This window comes from Azospirillum baldaniorum, from assembly GCF_003119195.2.
GTDB lineage: Bacteria > Pseudomonadota > Alphaproteobacteria > Azospirillales > Azospirillaceae > Azospirillum > Azospirillum baldaniorum.
The window spans coordinates 1,130,536-1,151,588 of sequence record NZ_CP022254.1 but is presented as its reverse complement, the minus strand read 5'-3'; the positions used below and the strand labels follow the sequence as shown (position 1 = coordinate 1,151,588).

At 72.3% G+C, this 21,053-nt stretch carries 9 protein-coding genes; all 9 read right to left on the bottom strand.

What is annotated here, in order from left to right; translation table 11 throughout:
* Window positions 1-294: 294 nt before the first annotated feature.
* The 9 genes from Sp245p_RS36305 to Sp245p_RS35410 all read right to left on the bottom strand — a co-directional run bounded on the left by Sp245p_RS36305 (window position 295) and on the right by Sp245p_RS35410 (window position 20,816).
* Entirely contained in the window at window positions 295-3,588 is a 3,294-nt protein-coding gene (locus tag Sp245p_RS36305; RefSeq protein WP_281291731.1) for a type VI secretion system protein, read from the bottom strand.
* On the bottom strand, window positions 3,576-4,304 hold the full coding sequence (locus Sp245p_RS19515; protein WP_109138778.1) for a hypothetical protein: 729 nt from the start codon (window positions 4,302-4,304) through the stop codon (window positions 3,576-3,578). The genes Sp245p_RS36305 and Sp245p_RS19515 overlap by 13 nt, the downstream gene beginning before the upstream one ends.
* Complete coding sequence (locus tag Sp245p_RS19510) at window positions 4,301-4,765, bottom strand: hypothetical protein (protein ID WP_109138777.1); 465 nt, start codon at window positions 4,763-4,765, stop codon at window positions 4,301-4,303. The genes Sp245p_RS19515 and Sp245p_RS19510 overlap by 4 nt, the downstream gene beginning before the upstream one ends.
* A gap of 1 nt (window position 4,766) precedes the next feature.
* Entirely contained in the window at window positions 4,767-5,162 is a 396-nt protein-coding gene (locus Sp245p_RS19505; RefSeq protein ID WP_129557199.1) for a hypothetical protein, read from the bottom strand.
* Window positions 5,159-8,245, bottom strand: a complete 3,087-nt coding sequence (locus Sp245p_RS19500) for an ABC transporter substrate-binding protein (RefSeq protein ID WP_014197913.1) — start codon at window positions 8,243-8,245, stop codon at window positions 5,159-5,161. Before Sp245p_RS19500 ends, Sp245p_RS19505 begins: the two co-directional genes overlap by 4 nt.
* 196 nt (window positions 8,246-8,441) lie before the next feature.
* The gene (locus tag Sp245p_RS19495) at window positions 8,442-9,827 is read right to left on the bottom strand and encodes an HlyD family type I secretion periplasmic adaptor subunit (RefSeq protein WP_014197912.1); all 1,386 of its coding nucleotides are present in this window, start codon (window positions 9,825-9,827) and stop codon (window positions 8,442-8,444) included.
* Entirely contained in the window at window positions 9,824-11,521 is a 1,698-nt protein-coding gene (locus Sp245p_RS19490; RefSeq protein ID WP_109138775.1) for an ATP-binding cassette domain-containing protein, read from the bottom strand. The genes Sp245p_RS19495 and Sp245p_RS19490 overlap by 4 nt, the downstream gene beginning before the upstream one ends.
* Window positions 11,518-12,840, bottom strand: coding sequence for a TolC family protein (locus Sp245p_RS19485; RefSeq protein WP_158310416.1), 1,323 nt, complete (start codon window positions 12,838-12,840; stop codon window positions 11,518-11,520). The genes Sp245p_RS19490 and Sp245p_RS19485 overlap by 4 nt, the downstream gene beginning before the upstream one ends.
* A 224-nt stretch (window positions 12,841-13,064) precedes the next feature.
* Window positions 13,065-20,816: a hypothetical protein gene (locus Sp245p_RS35410; protein WP_186466859.1), complete on the bottom strand. Its 7,752-nt coding sequence runs from the start codon at window positions 20,814-20,816 to the stop codon at window positions 13,065-13,067.
* Window positions 20,817-21,053: the final 237 nt, after the last annotated feature.

Below are 21,053 nucleotides of genomic sequence, written 5' to 3'. Positions count from 1 at the left end.
AAATTTGGCATTCCGAAAGAAACAAAGCATCGCCAATCAACCGCTGCTTAAGCGATTGGTAAAAGAATGCCCCTATTGTCGCTGGTAAATTAGAGAGTGCTTCTCGGGACTGTCGTTGGGCAAAGAATGACTGCCCAACGATCCAATATGTCCCAACGACTTGATACATTTTCAGTGCTTAACAACGCATTAAATGCCTATGACCGCCGTCGGTGTTTTTGTTGGAAGCTGCGTCATCTTTCTGCGAATTGTAACAAAGTTCATCATCAGCTTTTCTTTGTATAATGAACTTCACTACCTTTGCGGGAAGCGGGCCGGCAGGTCGAGGGCGCGCGCCGGAAGTTCGTTGCGCCCGCCCGTGCTGACCGCCGCCCCCAGGACCAGGACGGTGTCACGCACCGGCTGTCCCTCGATGGTCTGCGTGGGCAGGGCGACGCGCAGCAGCAGGCCGTCCCGCGACGACGACGGAGCGTGGCTCTTCAGCAGGCGCAGCAGCGCCCACGGCCCGCGCTCGGCCAGGGTGATGGTGTCGCCGGTTGCCGCGGCGGTTCCACCCGCCGGCGCGCCCTTCGGACGGAAGGGCGACCCGGCGGCCCAGCGGGCGCTCAGCAGGACCGGCTGGCCCGGCGTCCAGGCGAGCGTCCCGCCGTTGGCCGAAGCCCCCACCGCGCTGGCGCCGGAACGCACCGACCAGTCGATGATGTGCTCCGCCCCGACCTCCTGCGCGCGGTTGGCGCCGTAGGTGAGGCGGACGCTGACCGGCGCCGGGCGGGCGACGGCCTCCAGCAGGAGACGGGCGGCCTCCATCCGCTCCATGAAGGCGGCGACCTCGGGGGTCGCGGTCCGCATCACCGCCGCCCGGTGCTCGTCGAGCTGCCGGTAGAAGCGGCGGACGTCCTGCGGGTCGGCGTCGGACGCGCCGCGCGCCTGTTCGGAGCCGACGAAGGGGAAGCGCCCGGCGAGGGTCTGCGTGAAGGCGGCGGACAGCTTCGACAGGGCGGCGTCGCCGTCCGGAACCGGGGTTTCCACCGGCATTCTGGGCGGGACCGGCAGATGCGCGACGACGGCCGGCGGCTCCACATTAGCGGATGGTGGCGCGGCGGGCGGTGGCGCCGCGGGTTCCGGCGACGGGGCCGGCCGCGGAGGCAGAGGAGGGGCCGCCGCGACCGGCTTGGCCGGCTCCGCCTCGGGCAAAATGGGCTTCGGTTCCGCGGGCTTCGGTTCCGCGGGTTTGGATGCAGCGGGCTTGGTTTCGTCCGGCTTGACGGCTTCGGCGGGGGGAGCGTCGGGAACCGCTGCGGGCAGGGCGGCGGCCAGGGCGTCCGGCAGCGCGGTCACCGCCGGGTTGAGAACCAACGCTCCGCCGTCAGCCACCGCGAACAGGGCGCCGGTCTGCGGCGCGTCGAGCGCCAGGACGGCGGCGCGGGCGCCGGTCGCGGCGGTGGACAGGGCCTCGGTGATGCGGTCGGTGGTGTCGCGGCCCGGCAGATCGGCGATGGCGGCCTTCTGGAGCGCCACCCGGATCGCGTCGGGCAGGCCGCGCGCGGGCTCCTGCAAGGCGCCGGCGATGGGCCAGGCGACGGCCTCGGCGACGGCGCCGGTGAGGCGGCGGACGTCGTCGACATCCTCGGCGGTCGGCGTCTCCGGCAGGCCGCGCAGCCGCTCGGCCAGGGCCTCGGCGCGCTGGCGGAGCGGGTTGCGGCCGTACAACTCCTCGGCCAGCGGGGCGGCGAGCTGCACCGATTCCGCGCGCACCGCCGCGGCGATGGTCCGGGCGTCGAGGTTGGGCAGGTCGGCGCCCGCCGCGATGCGGGTGATGTAGCCGTCCGTCGCCGTCATCGGCGACCGGGGGACGGCGCCGTAGACGCTTTCGGCCAGCGCGTTCAGCTCGTCGAAGCCGCTGTTGCGGCGGAAGCGGTCGTAGCGCTCCAGCGCGTCGCGCCGCCCGCCGATGCGGTCGAGCTGCTCGGCGAGCCGGCGGAAGGCGGGGAGGTCTTCGACCTTCTGCGGGTTGGCGACCGGCGGCAGGTCGGCCATGGTGGCGCTGGGCAGCAGGGCGTCGCGGATCGGCCGCAGCACCGAGCGGCGCAGCGTGACGGAGGCGAGCCGCTTCTTGTCCTCGTCGAAGGTGCTGAACAGCGAGGTCGGCAGCAGCGGCGTGGCGAGGGGACTGCGCTCCATCGCCGCGGTGGCGGCGATCACCCGACCGGCCAGAGCCCCGTCGGTGACGGCATCGCGCGCCAGCAGCGCCCGGCGCAGGTCGGCGGTGGCCGCGACGACCGGCGGGCTGCCGGCGGATACGCTGGACACGCCCTGCCACGCGGCGACCGACAGGCCGGCGACCGAGGCGGCGAGCGCGGCCTGGGCCATCCGGCGGCGCTTGTGGGCCTGCTGGTAGGCGGCGTCGGACGGCCGCCCGTAGCCGGCCTCGGCGAAGGCGCGGCCCGGCAGCAGGTTGCGGGCGAAGACCGGGCGGCGCCCGCCGGTGGCCGGGGCGTAGGCGCCGGTCAGGGCGATGCCGCGCAGCGGGAAGGGCTCGGTCTGGTCGTCGCCGCCCAGAACGCCGTCGAGGAACAGCGCCAGCGGATGGCGCAGCGTGTCCAGGGCTGCCGGCAGCAGCGGCAGGCGCACCCCGGCGGTGCCGGCGGCGAAGGCGTCGGCCTCCAGAACGGCGATGTCCGCGGCGATGGCCTCGAACGCCTCGTCGATGCGGCGCGGCTCGAAGGGCTTGGCCCAGTCCTGGGGGTTGGTCCATCCCAGCACGCCGTCCAGCAGGGCGGAGGGCATGGCGGCGCAAAGGTCGGTGAAGCCGTCCAGGGACTCGGCGCGGACCACGACCACATGCACCGGGCCGACCACGCCGAGATCGTCGCGCAGGGTCCGCAAGCGCTCCCGCAGGGCGGCGCCCCGCTTGGCCAGCGCGTCGCGCGGGCCGGGGCGCTCGGCGGCGGCGCGCAGCTCGTCGGCGCCGACCATCAGCAGGACGCCGTCCAGCGGGCGGCGCATCGGCCGCTTGCGCATCGCCGCGACCAGCGCCGGCCAGGACGCGCCCAGCCGGGAGCCGTCGGCGGAGTCGGCGCCGACGTGCAGGATCGCGGCCCCTTCGCAGAACCACCAGCAGCCGTTCTCGCCGTTGCCGTCCTCGGGCCAGCGGACATGGGTCGGGTCGGTGGCGAGCAGGGCCGGGCCGCCGACGCCGAAGGCGAGGAACCACGGGATATCGCCGCGGCGCAGGGGACCGCGCATCTGCCGCGTCAGGATGTCCAGCCCCTCGCCATAGACGCGGGCGTTGGGCGGCGTGTTGGCGGCGGCCTTCGTGGGGGGAGGGGCCTCGGCGCGGACGCGCAGCGGCGCCGGCGGGGCGGCCCGGCGCGCGGGCGCCTTCTTTTGGCCGGTGCCCTTGGCGGCGGGCTTGCGCCGCCAGCCGCGCAGCTTCGGCCAGACCATCCGGCCGAGGCGGTAGAAGATGTAGAGCGGCAGCGCCAGCAGCGCATAGGGCGCCAGCGTGACGGCGAAGGACAGCAGAGTGACGATGGCGGAGCCGATGGTGGAGAGCACCAGCTCCAGCGTGAGCATCAGTAGGACCATGACAGCCCCATGTCCTCGACCGCGGCGCGGGCGCCGCTCAGATCGCGTTGGATGCCGCCGACGGCGCCGGTCCACAGCAGGTGCGAGACCACGAGGAACAGCACGGCGGTCCCGCCGACCGCCCACCACCAGCGCCGCGCGGACGGCGCGAGGTAGCCGGGCACGGCGCCCTCCGGCGGGTCGCAGGCGCGCGGGCTGGGATGGCTGGCCGCGGCGCGCTCGCCGACGACGATGCGGTGCAGGGCGGGGCGGCGGGCGGTCGCCTGGGCGTCGTCGGGGAAGCCCAGCGCCAGCGCCGCGAGATAGACGGCGGCCAGCCCGCGGTCGGCCTTGGCGCCCTGGCGGATCAGGTCGTCGGCCTGGACGAAGAGGGTTTGCAGGGAAGCGTTCGCGCCGAACAGGCGGCTGGAGACCACGGCGTCGGCGGGGCGCGTCTGGGCGAGCGCGCGGTCGGCCAGCATGGCCATGGCGAAGACCGCCTTGACCACGGTGCCGTGCGCGCCCGGCCCCTGGGAGACGGCGGCGCCGCTCATCCCGTGGAGCGTGGCGGTCAGGCGGTCGGCCACCGTCCCCGCCGGGGCCTGCGCGTCGGCGCAGCCGGCGAGCAGGTCCTCCTGGAAGGCGCGGAACAGGGCCAGCGTGCCTGCGGGCTTGGCCCCCGTGGGCGCCATCTTCGGCGCCGCAGCGGGGTGGGCCTGGGCGAGTTGGGCGGTCACGGCGTTCCTTCCGTCAGCGGAGCCACGGTGAAACTCTCCCGTCCCAGCCGCACGTCCAGGGCGCCGGCGCCGTCCAGCGTCTGCCGGTGGGCGCCGGGTGTGCCGTATCGCGCGTAGACGAGGGTTTGGATCGGGAGGGTGGCGAAGGGCGGCAGGCTGTGCAGGACCACGCTCTGGCCCGGCACCATCTCCCAGGAGGCGATGGCGATGCGGCTGCCGGCCTCGGCGCTCAGCGCCTCGCGGTCGCGGAACCAGCCCGCGGCGTCGAGCCCGGCCAGCCGTCCGGCCAGCGCCGGGTCGGCCACCCGGACCACGTCGACGGCGACCGGGCGTCGCCCGTTGGCGTCGGGGTCGGCGACGATGCGCAGCACCGGCGCGTCGGCGCGCCCCGCATTAGGCGCGGGCGCACCGGCGGCGCAGCCGGCGAGCGTCAGAGCGAGGATGATCGCGAGTCGCTTCATGTCAGCCACCGCCGCCGGGCGCCGACTGGCCGGCACAGACGTAGCCCGCCGGGGTGTGGCGGTACCAGTTGCCGGTCGCCTCGGCGCAGGGGGCGAGCACGCGGTCGTTGCGCTGCGGCTGCGCCACCACCGGGGCCGGGGCGGTGTCCACCTCGCGGGCGGCGGCGGGACGGTTGGTGACGACGAAGCCGTCCTCGTCCTCCTCCACGATCATCACGTAGCGGGCGCGCTTGGCGGGGTAGCGGATGCCGACGTCGTAGTCGCCGTCGGCCACCTTCTCCAGGATCGCGCCGGGACGCTCGCTGCCGAGCGGCGCGCAGCCCGTCCCGGCGAGCAGGACCGGCAGCAGCGCCGTCGCGGCGATCAGGGTTCGCATCATCGGGGTGTTCCTGCTCATGCCGGAATCGCCCGGCGCTGGGCGTTGGTGGCGACCGCGGCGGGGCCGGCGGCCTCCATCAGGTCGGGCGGGGTCGGCTCGATGCCGGCTTCGGCCAGCGTGCGGTAGACGGACCGCCAAACCAGCTCCGGCACGACGAAGCTGGCGTCGTAATCCTCGACCCAGAAGAACAGGTTGTACTTGCACAACCATTGCCCGTTGACGCCGCGGATGCCGTCGTAGCGGACGAAGGGCGGGCCGCCGGTGGCGCTGGGCATCACCTTGTCGGCGTTCTGCAGGGCGGTGGTCAGCAGGCCGCCCATCTGGCCGGGGTCGTGGCGGGCGTCGGCATAATATTCCAGCTTCATCGACACCCGGTCGACCGCGCTGAAATTGATGACGGTCGCCTCCGACACCTTGGCGTTGGGCATGGCGACGATGAAGCCGGCGACGTTGCGTATCCGCACCGTGCGCCACGTCATGTCGACCACGACGCCGCGCACCAGATCGGTGATCTGGATGCTGTCGCCGATCTGGAACGGCCGCTCGATGTTCAGGACGATGCCGGAGAAGACGTTGGCGATGTTGGCCTGGATGGCGAGGCCGATGACCATGCCGACGAGGCCGGAGGCGGCGAGCAGGCTGGTGATCGGCTGCTTCAGGACGAAGGCGATGATGCCGCAGCCGGCGAAGCCGAAGACGATCAGGGTGGAGAAGCGGCGGACGATGCCGGGGATCTTGCGCTGGGTGCGGATCTCCAGCGGGGTCCAGACGAAGCGTTCCAGCGTGCGGTCGACCAGGATGGCCGGCACGATCCACCACAGCACGTCGACGCCGTTCACCACCATGGCGATTCCGCTGGCTGGCAGCGTCGCCACCGCCTGGTCCAGCGCGATGTTGCCGGCGGACATCAGCAGCAGCGGCCAGGACAGGATGCGCATGAACAGCGTCTGGATCTTCCAGAACTGGCCGCGGTCGCGGCGGTCCATGACGGCGGCGAAGACCGCCAGCACGGCGCTGAAGATGGCGATGTAGACGAAGAAGTCGCGGTGGATGAAGTCACGCGCCGCCGGGGAGTCCGGTGTCGCGACCACGCCGAAATCGACGCGCGAGAAGTCCGGCTGCGGACGCCCGAAGCCGACGTAGTTGGGATCGCCCTCGCTGCCGACCGAGGCGACGTCTTGCGAGATCCAGGCGCGCGACAGGCGCCAGCCGGGCGACGGCGCCAGCACCCGCTTGGCGCGGAGCTGGTCGAGCAGGGTGGAGCTTTCGCTCTCGCCCTCCAGCGCGCGGCGGAAGCGGTCGGCGAGGCCGGGATCGACGGCGGACGCGGTCTCCGCCGCGGCCATCGCCTTCAGCTTCTCCACGAAGTCGTTGGTGTCGACCAGCGACATGCCGAGCACGTCGGTGACGAACATCACCGTGTTGCGGTTCTGCGTCCGGTGGCGGAAGCTGACGCCGACCGTCTGGCTGCCGTAGGGCGGGCGCTGGTCGAAGACGTTCAGGGCGAAGCGTCCCTCGATCCGGTAGGCGACGTAGGTGGTGACCTCGCCGCGCTCCTCGCGGTAGGGCTTGCCCAGCTCGACCGGCTTGACCGCGTTGGTGAAGACGACGTCCGCCGGGTTGAAGGCGCCGCGGTAGCGGAACCAGATCGTCAGGTTCAGCGTCGCCTCGTTGGTGTCCGGGTTCAGGTCGCGGATCTCGTGGAGCTGGACGCCGGTGTAGATGACGTCCGTCTTGTACATGAAGCGGTCGTTGACGTAGAGCGCCCGGCCCTTGGTGACCTCCTCCAGGAAGTTGGAGACTCCGGCCTCGCGGATCGGCTGGAGCTGGGTCAGCGCCGCCACCGGGTTCAGGCCGTTGTAGGAGGCCATCATCACCGGCAGGGTCGCCTGTCCGCGATTGTCGAAGGTCCAGGTGCCGACCGTGCCCTGAAAGGCGGTCTCGGCGCGGTCGTGGTCGGCGATGGCGCGGCGCAGCGCCTCGCCGTCCGGCTTGCCGGTGGCGGTGTTTGTCTTCGCGATGGCTCCGGCGATGAGGTCCACGCCGTCGGCGCCCAGCGCCGCCGCCCAGTCGGGCACCGCGTTGAAGCGCTTCACATACTGGCCGTAAAAGCGCTGCGCCCGCTCGTTCGCCGTGTCGAACAGCACGGGCGAGGACACCAGCAGGCCGTGGCCGTAGGCTTCCGGGGTCAATGCCTTCGGGTTGGCCTGAGTTTGGGCGACGATCTCGGTGCGGAAAGCCGACGAGGCCATCTCCGAGCTGCCGGCGATCAGGTTGCGCACCCCGGCGTCGCGCAGCGCCACCACCACCCGCGCGCTGTCCACCGCCGAGCCGATGACGACGACGGCGCCGGTCGGCATCTTCTCCTTCACCGCCTGGGCCAGCGCCGGCAGGGCGCCGGCACCGCCGCGGCCCGGCGCGAAGGTCCACTGGCCGACCAGCTTGGTGCCGAAGCGCTGGAGGATCGCGTCGAACTGTCCGGCCTGGGAGGCGGCCTGCTCGCTGTCCTCGCGCACGATGGCGACGGTCGGCTCGCCCACCACGTTGCGCACGTAGTTGGCGAGGAAGCGCGTCTCGTGCGTGCGGTCCAGCGTGATGCTGAACAGCCAGGGGCTTGGCGCGGCGTCGGCCGGGCGGACCAGCGGGCGCGGGGCGATCAGCGGGATCTGGCGCTGGGCGTAGATCGCGGTCGCGCTGTCGGTGGCGTCGGGCGTGTGGCCGATCACCGCGAGGATGGAGGGATCGTTGGAGACGCGCCGGGCGATCTCCAGCGACTTGCCCTTGTCCCCCTCATCGTCGAAGGGCTTGACCACCACGGGACGGCCGGCGATGCCGCCCGCCGCGTTGATGGTGTCGGCGCGCAGCGCCGCCCCCTTGCGCAGGGCTAGCCCGAGCGCCGCGTCCGGCCCGCTGAGCGGCCCGACGACGGCGACGGTCAGCGGCTCGCGCGCGGTGTCGCCGAGGAAGCCGGCGCGGACGACCAGGGAGACCAGGACCGTGACGAGCATCGCCGCCGCCAGGATCAGCGCGAAGCGCGCCTTCTTGGTCAGGTGCGACCAGCGCAGCGGCGGCCGGGAGCGGGGCTGGAGCGAGCTCAGCATGGGGTGGGCCTCGGGCGGTCCGTGACGGGGTGGAGCAGGGCGAGGGGGATGTAACCCTCTCCCCTCTGGGGAGAGGGTGGCCCGGAGGGCCGGTGAGGGGGTTGTGCGTGGCGGTGCGTCCGGCACAAGCGCAACCCGCTCACCCTGATCCTCTCCCCGGAGGGGAGAGGGGAAATAGCAATCAGTCCGGCCATCCTCATTGCTCCTGCATCGCGTGCTGGAGGCCGTTGAGGACCGGCGAGAACACATAGTCGAGGATGGTGCGCCGCCCGGTTAGGATGCTGCAGGTCACGCGGACGCCGGGGAACAGCTCGTAGGTCTTGCCGCCGTAGTCGAAACGGGTCACCGGCAGCTCGACGCGGACCTTGTAGTAGGACTGCTTGTTGGCGTCGAGCAGCGTGTCCGGGCTGATCGTCCGCACCCGCCCCTCGATGTGGCCGAAGCGCGAGGCGTCGCCGCCGGCGAGCGTCACCACAACCGGCTGGTCGGGGCGGACATAGCCGATGTCCTGCACCGGCAGGCGGGCGTCCACCACCAGCTTGCCGTCGCGCGGCACCAGCTCCACCACCGTCTCGCCGGCCTTGACCACGGCGCCCTTGGTGGAGACGGCCAGCGTCTTGACGATGCCGTCCATGGGCGCTCGCAGGCTGCTGCGGTCCAGGCTGTCCTGGTAGCGGGTCAGGCGCTGCGACAGTTCGTCGTGGTTGCGGCGGGCCTCGTCGAGGGCGTTGCGGCTCTCTTCCTCGTACTTGCGGCCGATCCACACCAGCTTGCTGCGCGCCTCGGCCAGCGCCGCCTCGGCCTGGGCCAGTGTGGCGCGGTCCTCGGCGATGGCGCTGCTGACGCGAGCGTCGTCGCGCAGCAGTTCCAGGTGCTTCATGCGGTTGGTGATCTCGCGCTTCAGCAGGGTCTCGCTGATGGAGAGCTGCTCGCGGATCAGCCCCTGCGCCACCTGGGAGCCGCCGATGCGCGCCCGCACGGCGGCCACCTGCTGCTCGCGCTGGGCGATGTCCTGGCGTTGGATGTCGAGGTCGGAGGCCAGCCGGTCGCGGCGGGCGCGGAACAGGTCGCGGGTCTGCGCCACCAGATCGGGCCGCTCGCGCAGCAGCCGCTCGGGGAAGGTTATGGCCTCGCGGCGCCCGACCTCCGCCTCCAGCCGTGCGGTGTCGGCGGACAGCGAGCCGAGGCGCAGCTTCAGCTCCTCCAGGTCGGCGCGGATCTTGGTCTGGTCCAGCTCGACCAGCGCTTGGCCGGCGGTGACCGAATCGCCTTCCTGCACCAGGATGTCGCGGACGATGCCGCCTTCGAAATGCTGGACCGACTGGTTGTAGGACAGCGGCACCACGTCGCCGGGGGCGCTGCTGGAGACGTTCAGCTCGGCGATGGCCGCCCAGCCGAGTGCCGCGAGGAAAGCGGCGATGCTGACCGCGAACAGGCCGTCGCCGAAGCGGCTTTCCGTGTCCGCGGCCTGTGTTCCCAGCAGGGCGGCCGGGAGGGCGGCTGGGATGCTGGTCGGAATCGCGGGCGGCACGGGCGCGGTGGCGGCGGCGGGCTTGCGGGTGAGGAGGGGAAGCGGCTTCATGGCGTCACCAGCCCCGCCGGCTCGCGGGCCATTGAATCGCTGTTCGGCGCCGCGCCGTTCGGTTGGTCGAGGTCGAGCACCAGCGAGGCGCCCTGGAGGATGCGCGGGTCGTGGGAGGCGATGATCACCGTGTGGCCGCTCCGCGCCAGCTCGATCAGCGTGCGGTAGACGGTGGCGGTGCCTTCGGAGTCCAGCCCGTCGGTCGGCTCGTCGAGCAGGATCAGCCGGCCGCCGACCGCCAGGGCGCGGGCCAGCGCCAGCCGGCGGCGATGGCCGGTCGGCAGCTCGTGGCCGAAGTTGCGCAGCGGCGTGTCGAGGCCCTGGGCGCAGTCGGCCACCGTGCGGTCGGCCCCGGCGCGGTGCAGGGTGGCGTGCAGCTCCGTCTCCGACAGGCGCGGGTTGGCGAGCAGCAGGTTCTCGCGGATCGTGCGGTTGAGGAAGACCGGCTCCTGCGGCAGCAGCCCGATCTGCTGGCGCCACCAGGAGGGGGCGAATTTGCGGATGTCCACCCCGTCGGCCAGCACCGCGCCCTCCTGCGGGTCGGCCAGACCGGCGATCAGGCGGATCAGCGTCGATTTGCCCGAGCCGTTGCGGCCCTTCAGCACCAGGATGTTGCCGGCGGGCACCGACAGGTTGAGACGGCGCAGCAGCGGCGTGACGCCGCCCGGCGGGGTGAAGGTCAGGTCGCGCAGCTCCAGCGTGCCGGCGTAGCGGGGCAGGCTGGTGCCGCCGGTCGGCTCGACCGCGGTGCGGGCGAACTGCTCCAGCCGCGCCTGCGCCTGCCGCGCCATCGCCAGGGACTCGCCGATCTGGGCCAGCCGGGTGAAGGGGGCCAGCGCGCGGCCGACCAGCAGGTTGATGCCGATCAGCGACCCGACGTCCAGCTCGCCGCGCACCACCAGGACGGCGCCGGTGGCGATCACCGCCACGCCCTGGAGGGCCTGGAGGCTCTGCGCCGCCGACTGGGCGCGGCCCTGGCGCATCGACATGCGCTCGCGGACCACGCGCAGGGCCTTGGCGGCGCGCTGCCAGTCGCCGAGCAGCGGCTTGGCGCCGCCGAACAGGGCGACCGCGTCGCACCCGACGATGGCGGTGGTGACCAGCCCCTGGGCGTCGGCGCCGGCCTGGGCGAGGTCGCGCCCGACCGCGCGCATGTCCGCCTGGGCGAGCAGCCCGGCGGCGATGGCCAGCAGCGTGAAGACGAGGCAGATCGCCGCCAGCGGCCAGGAGATCAGCGCCACCACGAGGATGAAGCCGAGCGCGAAGGGCAGGTCGAACAGAGTCGCCAGATTGGCGGAACCGAGCGCGGAGTCGATCTGCTCCGGCGCCCGCAGCGCCTCGCGCCGCGCCGCGTCGCCCTCAGCCGATCCGGCGCCGCTGCGCGCGGTCATCAGGATGCCGAAGGCCCCGGTGGTCAGACGCTCGTGCTCGGCGCGACCGATGCGCCCGGCGATGCCCAGCCGGACGTGGCGGAACAGATGCTCGAAGGCGATGGACAGCACGACGCCGACGGTCAGCGCTGCCAGCGTGGAGTCGACGCCGTGCGTCACGTAGCGGTTCAGCACCAGCATCGTGTAGAAGGAGGAGGCCAGCCCCAGCAGGTTCGCCGCCAGCGACGCCGCGAAGACGCGGGCGGTCAGCCGCAGGTTGGCGCGCAGCCGCAGCACCAGCAGACCGATGGCGCCGCCGCTCATCGCTGGTCTCCCGTGCCGCGGCGGCCTGGATCGCGTTGGCCCGGATCGCGCCCGCCCTGGTCGCGGAAAGCGCCGCGGCCCGGCGCGGTCAGCTTCGGCATCGGCTTGGTCTGGATGTCGGTGGCGTTCAGCCGGCCCATGGCGGCGAGCAGCCGGTAGCCGGCCAGCACCAGTTCCGTCTCCGCCGCCGCGGCGTCGCTGCGCGCGTTGATCAGCGTCGTCTCGCCCGACAGGATGTCGATCAGCGACCGGGTGCCCAGCTCGCGCTCCGACCGCGCCACGTCGAGGAAGCCGGCGGCGAGGCTCGCCTGATCGTTCAGCAACTGCACTTGGGCGCGGGCGCTCTCCAGCCGGTTCCAGCTGTTGCGGACGGTCTCCAGCACCGTGCGCTCCTGATCGGCCCAGGTGGCGTCGGCGGCCCGCAGGTCGGCCTCGGCCAGACGGATGCTGTTGAGCGCGGTCAGGCCGGTGTTCAGCGAGAAGGTGACCTGGAGCTTGAACAGCAGCTCGTTCTGCCGCCCGGACTGGCCGGCGACGTCGCGCTTGATGTTGTGTTCCACGAAGCCGTCGATCCGCGGGTAGAGCGTGCGACCGCGCACCGAGGTCACCGCCTCCTGCGCCGCCGCGGTGGTCAGGGCCAACTCCTGAAGGCGCGGGTTGTGGCGGCGCGCCTCCTCCATCGCCGCGTCCATCGAGACGGGCAGGCCGGCGCGCGTCATCGCCAGGACCTGGGCGTTGCTGACCTGGAAGGGGACGTGGCCGAAGAAGGCCTGGAAGCGGCTCTGCGCGTTCTGCGTCGCCTCTTCCGCCGCGACGCGGCGCGCCTGGGCGCCGGCGAGCTGGCTCTTGGCCTGGAGAACGTCGGTGGAGAAGCCGAAGCCCTCCTGAAGCCGCACCTCCTCAAGCCCGGTCTGGCGGCGGATGTTGTCTTCGGACTGGCGCGCGAAGGCGAGCAATTGGTGGGCGCGGACGAGGCTGGCGTAGGCGGTGAGGCCCTCCACCAGCAGCTCCTGCCGGGTGCGCTCCACCGCGATGTCGGCGCGGACCAGCGTCACCTGGGCGCGCCGGATGTCGGCGTTGGTCGCGTCGAAGTCCCAGATCAGCTGCGTCGCCCGCGCCGAAAACTGCGAGGCGTTCATGTCCGTGTTGGGCAGGCCCGCCGGCTTGGTCGTGCTCTCGCGTCCGCCGTTGGCCGACAGGCTCAGCGTCGGGAACCAGCCGCCATGGCTGATCCGCAGGGCGTTGCGGGCCCCGTCGGCGGCGGCCTCCGCCCCGCGCAGGCGGTCGTGGGTCTCCGTCGCCTTGCCGATCAACGCCACCACCTCGTCGCGCGGTGCTGCAACTAGAGATTGTGGCGCCCCGGTCAGGAGCGGAAGCGCAACCGTGGCGATAAGACAAAACTTGTGCATGAGGGTCCTGGAGATCGCCGCATGTTTAGGCCGTTCGACCTACAGCGATGATGATCTTAGTCGAGAACTCTCATACTCATTTAGGACAAAACAGTATCCAAATACCTAAAAATGCGTCGAATTCTGTCAGTCGCTCATGAATTTTCTGCGACCGGCACAATCGTCGATGCATGGGTTGTGGCGTGGTGTGTGTCCGCGGTGTGAAGCGCCATCGCCCAGTCTCCGCTGTGCGCATCAAGACTGTTTTGCACAACCGGAACGGTGTCCGGCAGGCCCAGGCCGGAGGAGAGAAGTGCCGCGTAGTCGAAGCGCCCATGATCGGCCTGAGACGACGGAGATGGCGACGCGGCCAGCGGCTGGCTGTGCAGCTGCGCCGCGACGGTGGCCTGCGCGTCGAAGGCGACGCCGGCCACCACGCGGCTGTTGCCGTCGGCCATGGTCATGCTGGTGGTGCCGAGGATGTGGTTGCCGGCCAGCGTCGTGCCGGTCGGGGTGGCCGTGGTGGCGATGGACAGGATTCCGGCGTCGGCCAGCGTGCGCAGCTCGCCCGGCTGGCTCACCCCGTCGCCGTCGGCGTCCTGCCAGACCTGGAGCGTGGCGAAGCTCTCGTCCGCGGCGTCGATGCGCCCGTCGTGGTTGCTGTCGAGCGAGGCGAGCGCGTCCAGGCTGCTGTTGAAGCCGCCACCGTTCGAGCCGGCTCCGAAATGTTCCGACACCAGCTCGCGCCCGTCGTCGATCTGCCCGTTGTGGTTGTCGTCGCGCACCAGCAGGGCGTTGCCCTTGCCGACCCAGCCGGTCCGGTCGGCCACGCCGTCGCCGCTGACGTCGAACAGGACGCCATCGGTCAGCGACCGCAGGGCCAGCCCGTCGCCGGCCATGTCCAGCACGATGGGGTCGCTGGCGACGGTGGTCAGCTTGACGTTGTCAATGCGCAGGATCGGGTTGACGCTGTTGTCGCTGGTGTCGGAGGTGCCGAAGCCCAGCGACAGGGTGGTGTTGGCCGGGATCACCACGCTGAACTTGCCGCTGGCGCTCGCCTCCTTGGCGAGCAGCGTGACCACGCCGTTGACGCTGACGAAGGCGAAGTCGTGATAGCCGGGGTCGGAGAAGATGAAGGTCCAGTCGAAGGTCAGCGTCGTGTCCTTCGTCACCGTGACGGTGGTGGCCAGTTTCATCGCGTTGCCGAAGGACGGAATGGTCCCGGTCGCCGCGGCGATGGAGCCGTGGGCGAGGCCGAGGAAGTCCTCGAGCTGCGTCGGCGACCGGCCGGCCGCGGAGGTCAGGGTGCCCTCATGCCCGTCGCCCGTAGCACCCACCGTAGCGCCGCCGGTGTAGCTCCAGCCGGTCAGCCCCTTGTCGAAGGTGCCGTTGGGGATCAGCACGCCGGGATGCAGGGTGACGGTGTCCGTCGCGGCGGAGAAGGCGCTGCCGTCGCCGAGGGTGACGGCGGTCTTGGAGCCGGCGCTGCCGGTGGTCTGGTCCCAGGCCCGGATGCTCAGGGCGCCGTTGACGGTCGCTGGCACCGCGGCGTTGGGCTGGAAATAGAGCCGGTCGGTGGCGCGCAGCAGAAGGGCGGAATCGCTGTCGTTGACCGCGCCGACGAGGCTCCAGCTGGCGCCGTTGTCGGTGGAGAACCACCAGCGGCCATAACTCTCGTTGGTGCCGGTCAGGGCGATGCCGACGACGGCCCCGGCGTCCGTGTCGATGACGTTGGCGGGGCCGCTGCCGTTCAACCCAACCAGCTTGGACACCGCGAAACCGACCGTGCCCGCGGTGGGGGCGGCCAGGGCCTCCGCCGCCACGGCCACGTCGAGGTTGGTGTCGATCAGAACGGGGGAGGCGTTCGGCGGCGCCACGGTGACGCCGATGGTGGCGGTCGCGGTCAGCGGCCCGCCGGCCCCGCCGTTGCCGAGATCGTTCACGACGATCCGGATGGCGTCTGCCCCGGTGTAGGAACTGGCCGTGTAGAGGAGCCCGTTGGCGGCGCCGAGCAGCCCGTTGATGGTGGCGAGCGTCGCGCGGATGGTGACGCTGTCCGTTCCATTGCCGGTGATGACGGCGTCCCACCCGGCGCTGGCCAGGGTCAGCGTGCCGTGGCCGGCGGTCAGCGTGACCAGCATCGGCAGCGCGCCGGCATCGACATCTGACACCGACAGGCCGGTGACCGCCACCGCCACGCCCTTCATCGTCGCCAGCGTCGTCGTGCCGGCGGTGATCTGCGGCGCGTCGTTGACGGGGGTGACGGTTCCGGTCAGGGCGATGGTGTCGGCGCTGTAGACGGTGCTGCCGCCGACGCCGGACGTCAGGTCCACGCGGCCGCCGGTGACGACGGGGGCGCCGCCGTCCTCGATCAGCCGGACGGTCAGGGCCGGGGTGGTGCCATTCCAGTCGGCGGCGGGAAGGAAGCGCAGCGCCGTGTCGGCGGCGACGACCAGGGCCGAGCCTTCCGCCACCGCGCCCACGGTGATCCAGGCGAAGCCCGACCAGTACTGCCAGACGCCCTGCCCGGCGGTCGCCGCGTTGCCGACGATGGCGACGCCGGCGAAGCCGTTGGCGGAGGAGCCGCCCGCCACGGCGTCCGCCGGGTCGGAGAACAGGTGGGCGAACAGGGCGGTGACGCTGGTGCCCGCGGGGTTGGCGGTGTCCTCGGCGATGGTCGGCAGGGTGGCCGTCGTGCCCGTCGCCACCGGGGCGTCGTTGACCGGAATGACGGTGCCCGTCAGCGCAATGGTGCCGAGGCTGTAGGCGGTGCTGCCGCCGACGCTCGTCGCGTCGACCCGTGCGCCGCTGGCGATCGGGCCGTGCGACGTGTCGACCAGCCGGACGGTCAGGGCGGGCGTGGTGCCGTTCCAGTTGGCGGCGGGAACGAAGCGCAGCGCCGTGTTGGCGGCCAGCAGCAGACCGTTGCCGCCGCTGACCGCGCCGATGTCGACCCAGGCCGCCCCGGTCCAGTACTGCCACGCCCCTTGCGCCGCGACGGCGGCGTTGCCGACCACCACCACGCCGGCCAGCGTGTCGGCCGTCGACCCGCCGCTCACCGCGTCGGCGGCGTCGGAGAACAGGGGACCGAACAGGCTGGCGACGGTGGTGCCCGCCGGGTTGGCGGTGTCCTCGGCGATGGTCGGCAGCGTGGCCGCCGTGCCCGTCGCCACGGGGGCGTCGTTGACGGGAGTGACCGAGGTGGTCAGGGCGACGGTGCCGGCGCTGTAGCGGCTGTCGCCGCCCACGCTCGCCAGGGCGACCCGCCCGCCGCTGGTCACGGCCCCTTGGGAGTCGTCGATCAGCCGGACGGTCAAAGCCGGGGTGGTGCCGTTCCAGTTGGCCGCGGGAACGAAGCGCAACGCCGTGTTGGCGGCCAGCAGCAGGGCGTTGCCGTCCGAGGCCGCCCCCACGGCGGTCCAGCCCGTGCCGGTCCAGTATTGCCACACGCCTTGCGAGGTCGCCGCGTTGCCGACGATGGCGATCCCGGCGAAGCCGTTGGCGGCGGACCCGCCGCTCACGGCGTCCGCCGGGTCGGAGAACAGGTGGGCGAACAGGCTGGAGACCGTGGCGCCCGCCGGATTGGCGGTGTCTTCCGCGATGGTCGGCAGGGTGGCGGTCGTCCCGGTGGCGATCGGCGCGTCGTTGACCGGGGTGACGGTTCCGGTCAGCGCGATGGTCCCCGCGCTGTAGATGGTGCTGCCGCCGACGCCACCGGTCAGGTCGACGCGGTTGCCGGTGATCAGCGGCGCGGCGCCATCCTCGACCAGCCGGACGGTCAGGGTGGGTGTGGTGCCGTTCCAGTTGGTGGCGGGAACGAAGCGCAGCGCCGTGTTGGCGCCCAGCAGCAGCCCGTTGGCGTCGCTCGCCGCGCCGATGCCGGCCCAGGCGGTGCCCGTCCAGTACTGCCACGTTCCTTGCCCCACGGTGGCGGCGTTGCCGACCACCACCACGCCGGCGAAGCCATTGGCCGCCGATCCGCCGCTCACCGCGTCGGCAGCATCGGAGAACAGGTGACCGAACAGGGCGGATACGGTGGCTCCCGCCGGGTTGGTCGTGTCCTCGGCGATGGTCGGCAGGGTCGCCGTCGTGCCCGTCGCCACCGGAGCGTCGTTGACCGCGCTGACGGCGGTGGTCAGGGCGATGGTGCCGAGGCTGTAGCGGCTGTCGCCGCCGGCGCCCCTCACGTCCGCCCGCTCGCCGCTGGTGACCGGCCCTTGCGAGTCGTCGATCAGGCGAGCCGTCAGGCTGGGGGGTACGCCGTTCCAATTGGCGGCGGGCAGGAAACGCAGCTTGGCATCAGCGGACAGCAGCAAGGCGTTGCCGTCCGACACCACCCCCACGGCGGCCCAGGCCGTGCCGGTCCAATACTGCCAAGCACCCTGCGCGGTCGCCGCGTTGCCGACAATGGCGATGCCGGCGAAACCGTCCGCGGCGGAGCCGCCCGCCACGGCGTCCGCCGGGTCGGAGAACAGGTGACCGAACAGGCTGGTGACCGTGGCGCCCGCCGGGTCGGTGGCGTCTTCCGCAATGGTCGGCAGGGTGGCGGTCGTTCCGGTGACGACCGGTGCGTCGTTGACCGGGGTAACGGTTCCGGTCAGCGCGATGGTCCCGGCGCTGTAGACCGTGCTGCCGCCGACGCCGCCGGTCAGGTCGATGCGGTTTCCGGTGATCAGCGGTATGCCGCTGTTCTCGACCAGCCGGACGGTCAAGGCGGGCGTGGTGCCGTTCCAGTTGGCGGCGGGAACGAAGCGCAGCGCCGTGTTGGCGCCCAGCAGCAGCCCGTTGGCGTCGCTCGCCGCGCCGATGTCGGCCCAGGCCGTGCCCGTCCAATATTGCCACGCGCCTTGCGTCGCCGTGGCGGCGTTGCCGACCACCACCACGCCGGCGAAGCCGTTGGCCGCCGATCCGCCGCTCACCGCGTCAGCAGCATCGGAGAACAGGTGACCGAACAAGGTGGAGACGGTGGCTCCGGATGGGTTGGCGGTGTCCTCGGCGATGGTCGGCAGGGTGGCCACCGTGCCGGTGGCGACGGGGGCATCGTTGACCGCGTTGACCGCTGTATCAAGCGCGATGGTCCCGGCGCTGTAGCGGCTGTCGCCGCCGGCACCCGTCACATCCGCCCGCTCGCCGCTGGTCACGGCCCCTTGTGAATCGTCGATCAGGCGAACCGTCAGGCTCGGCGGCACGCCGTTCCAGTCGGCGGCGGGAACGAAGCGCAGCTTGGCATCGGCGGCCAGCAGCAGGGCGTTGCCGTCCGACACCGTTCCCACGGCGCTCCAGGCGGTGCCGGTCCAGTACTGCCATTGCCCCTGGGCGGCGGTCGCCGCGTTGCCGACCACCGCCACACCGGCAAAGCCGTTGCCGGCGGAGCCGAACACCGCGTCGGTGGGGTCGGAGAACAGGCCGCCGAACAGCGACGCGACGCCGGCGCCCGCCGGGTCGGCGCTGTCTTCGGTGGTGGGGGTCAGGACCGCTTGTGCGCCGGTCGCCACCGGGGCGCCGTTCACCGGGCTCACCTCCAGCGTCAGCGGTGCGACGTCCCCCGACAGCGGGGTGGTGCCGCCGACGCCGGTCAGCGTGAACAACCGGTGCTCGGCGCCGCTGAAGCCCTCGGCCCATTCGCCGTTCACCGCCCGCAGCCCGAGCGACGGTGCGGTGCCGTTCCAGTTGGCGGCCGGCAGGAAGCGCAGCAGGGCGCTGTCCGGAAGCACGAGCGCCGAGCCGTCGCCGACCGTGCCCACCGCCAGCCACAGGCTGCCGTCCACGCTGTACTGCCAGACGCCGAACGGGGAGTCCGGGTTCGCCACCACGGCGACGCCGATCACGCGGCTGCCGGCCTCGCCGGGCCGGAACATCGCCTCGATCAGGTGGAAGACGGCGAAACCGGCCGGGGCCGCGGTGCCCTCGGCGATCGCCAGGGCCTTCGCGAAGGCCGCCGCGTCGAAGCCGGTCGAGAGGGTGGGGGCCGCCACCGGCGGCACCGTCGCGGGCTGGGTAGCGGCGGCCGCCTCGATGGCGCGGGCCACCTGCTGCTGGATCTGCGCGGCGACGGCGAAGGGGTCGCTGGTCAGCGCCTTGGTGACCGCCGGGGCGGCGGGCGGGGCGCTGGTGATGGGCGCGGGGGCGGTGACGCTCGGCGCGGCGGTGTCGGCGCTCTTGGCGGTTCCGGCCGCGTCGAAGCTGATCGGCTTCAGCGCGGGTTCGCTTCCCATGCTGGATTTGGCCGCGGCCGGAGACGCCTCGCCCTCCGCCGAGGACGCGTCGGCGGTCTTGTCGGCGGCTTCGCCCTTCGCGTCCTCCTTGGCCCCGTCCTCCTTGGTGCCTTCCTCTTTGGCGCCGTCCTTCTCGCGGCCCTCTTCCTTGCCGCCCTCCTTGCCCTCGGCCGGGGCTTCGGCAACCTGCTCGGCGGTTTTCTCCCCGCCGCCCTTGTCGCCGCCCTTGTCGCCGTCTCCTTTGGCGCCGTCCTTGGGCGCCTCTCCCGCGGGCGGCGGGTTGGCGAGATCGGCCAGCGCCTTGTTTTCGGGGGACACGGGAACTTCGCTGCCCTGGGCGTTCTGCTGCACCGTCTCCGCCGTCTGGCGGGCGGCGGCGAGCGCCGATCCGGGGGCACGCCCATCCGCCAGCGCCTGCCCGAGCGCGGCGTTGAAGGCGGCGCCGGACCCGCCGAGCGCCTGCACCGCCTGCTGGACGTTCTGCCCGCTGGCGAGCGCCGCGATCAGCCCGTCGCTCTTGACGCCCTTCGCGGTTTCGGCGGACAGGGCCAGCGCGGTGGACACGGTCTGCTGCGCCGACCCCAGCGCGCCGGACATTTCCTGACCGCTGGACAGGGCCCGCCCCAGAGCCTCACCGAAGCCACCGGCCGCCGCGCCGTCGAGCCCGGCGGCGGCGGCGAAGGTCTTGACGGTGGCCGCCACATTCTGGCCGGACGACAGCGAGGCGACCAGCGCGTCCGCCGGCTTCGCCGGAACGGCGGCGGCCTCCTGCCGGGCCGCCATGTCCGTCTGCGCCCGGGTCGAGGCGCCGAGCGCCGCGTCGGGTTGCGTGCCCTGCGCCAGCGCGTCGTTCAGGACGCTGGTGAAGGCGGGGTTGCCGGCCAATGCGCTGCTTGCGCCGTCCGTCTTTCCGGCGGCGAGGGCGCCGAGCAGGCGCGCGCCGTCGGTCTGTTCGACCGCGACGGACTTGGTCTGGACCGCGCCGGCGGCGCTCAACGCCTGAGCCTCGGCAATGGCGCCGGCGGCGTCGGCGCCGCTGGACAGGGCGTGTTCCAGCGCTTCGGCGAAGTGGCCGCCCGGAGCGGGGCCGAGCGCCGTCACCGCGTCCTGCACCCCCACGCCGGAGGCGAGCGCCGCGGCGAGCTTGTCGGACGGCGAGACGGGAACGGCGTCCGGCATCGCCGGGGCGGTGGGTGGAGCGGTCAGAGCCTGCGACAGGGCGGCGATCGGGTCGGCGGCGCCCGCAGGGCGGGCCGCCGGGTCCATCACCCCGCTGAACAGCGCCGCCGACAGGTCGGACGCCGTCTTGGAATCGTTCGCGCTGCCCGGCCCGATTCCCTGTCCCTGGGCCAGAGCGACGGCCAAGCGCTGCTCCCCGGTCAGTGCTGCGGTTTCCTGGGCGGCTTCCGCCATGCGCGCCGCGGTGCCGGCGGCGATCCGGCTCGCCTGGGCGATCGCGTCGTCGGGCGTGGCGCTGGCGCCGACCCCCGCCGCGACGTCGCGCATCCAGCCGTCCGCCACGCTGCCCGCGGCGCCTTCCGGCAAGCCCTGTCCGGTCAGCGCCGCCGCCAGCTTCTCCTGCACGGCCTTCAGCGCGGCGGGGTCGCCGCCCAGCAACACCGCCGCCGCTTCGGACGCCAGGGCATCGGGGATGGTCAGGAGCGGGGCGGTGGCGTCCAGGGTGTCCGGCATAGTGGCCCTCTCGCCATCGCGGCGGTCGCGTATCGGGAAGGCCAATAACAAAGTGATTTGTTAAAGAAATTCTGAACGCTGCCGGTCTTTTGGCCAACCGGAAGTTAATTCTTCTTGGATCGGTGGTCATGCGACAGCGAAATCCCCGCAGGGCGGGGATGGTTACTGCATGAATTTTGGCTCATGCGGAAGCAAATTGTCGATTATTGATACATTTGAGACTTCGGTTGTGAAAGA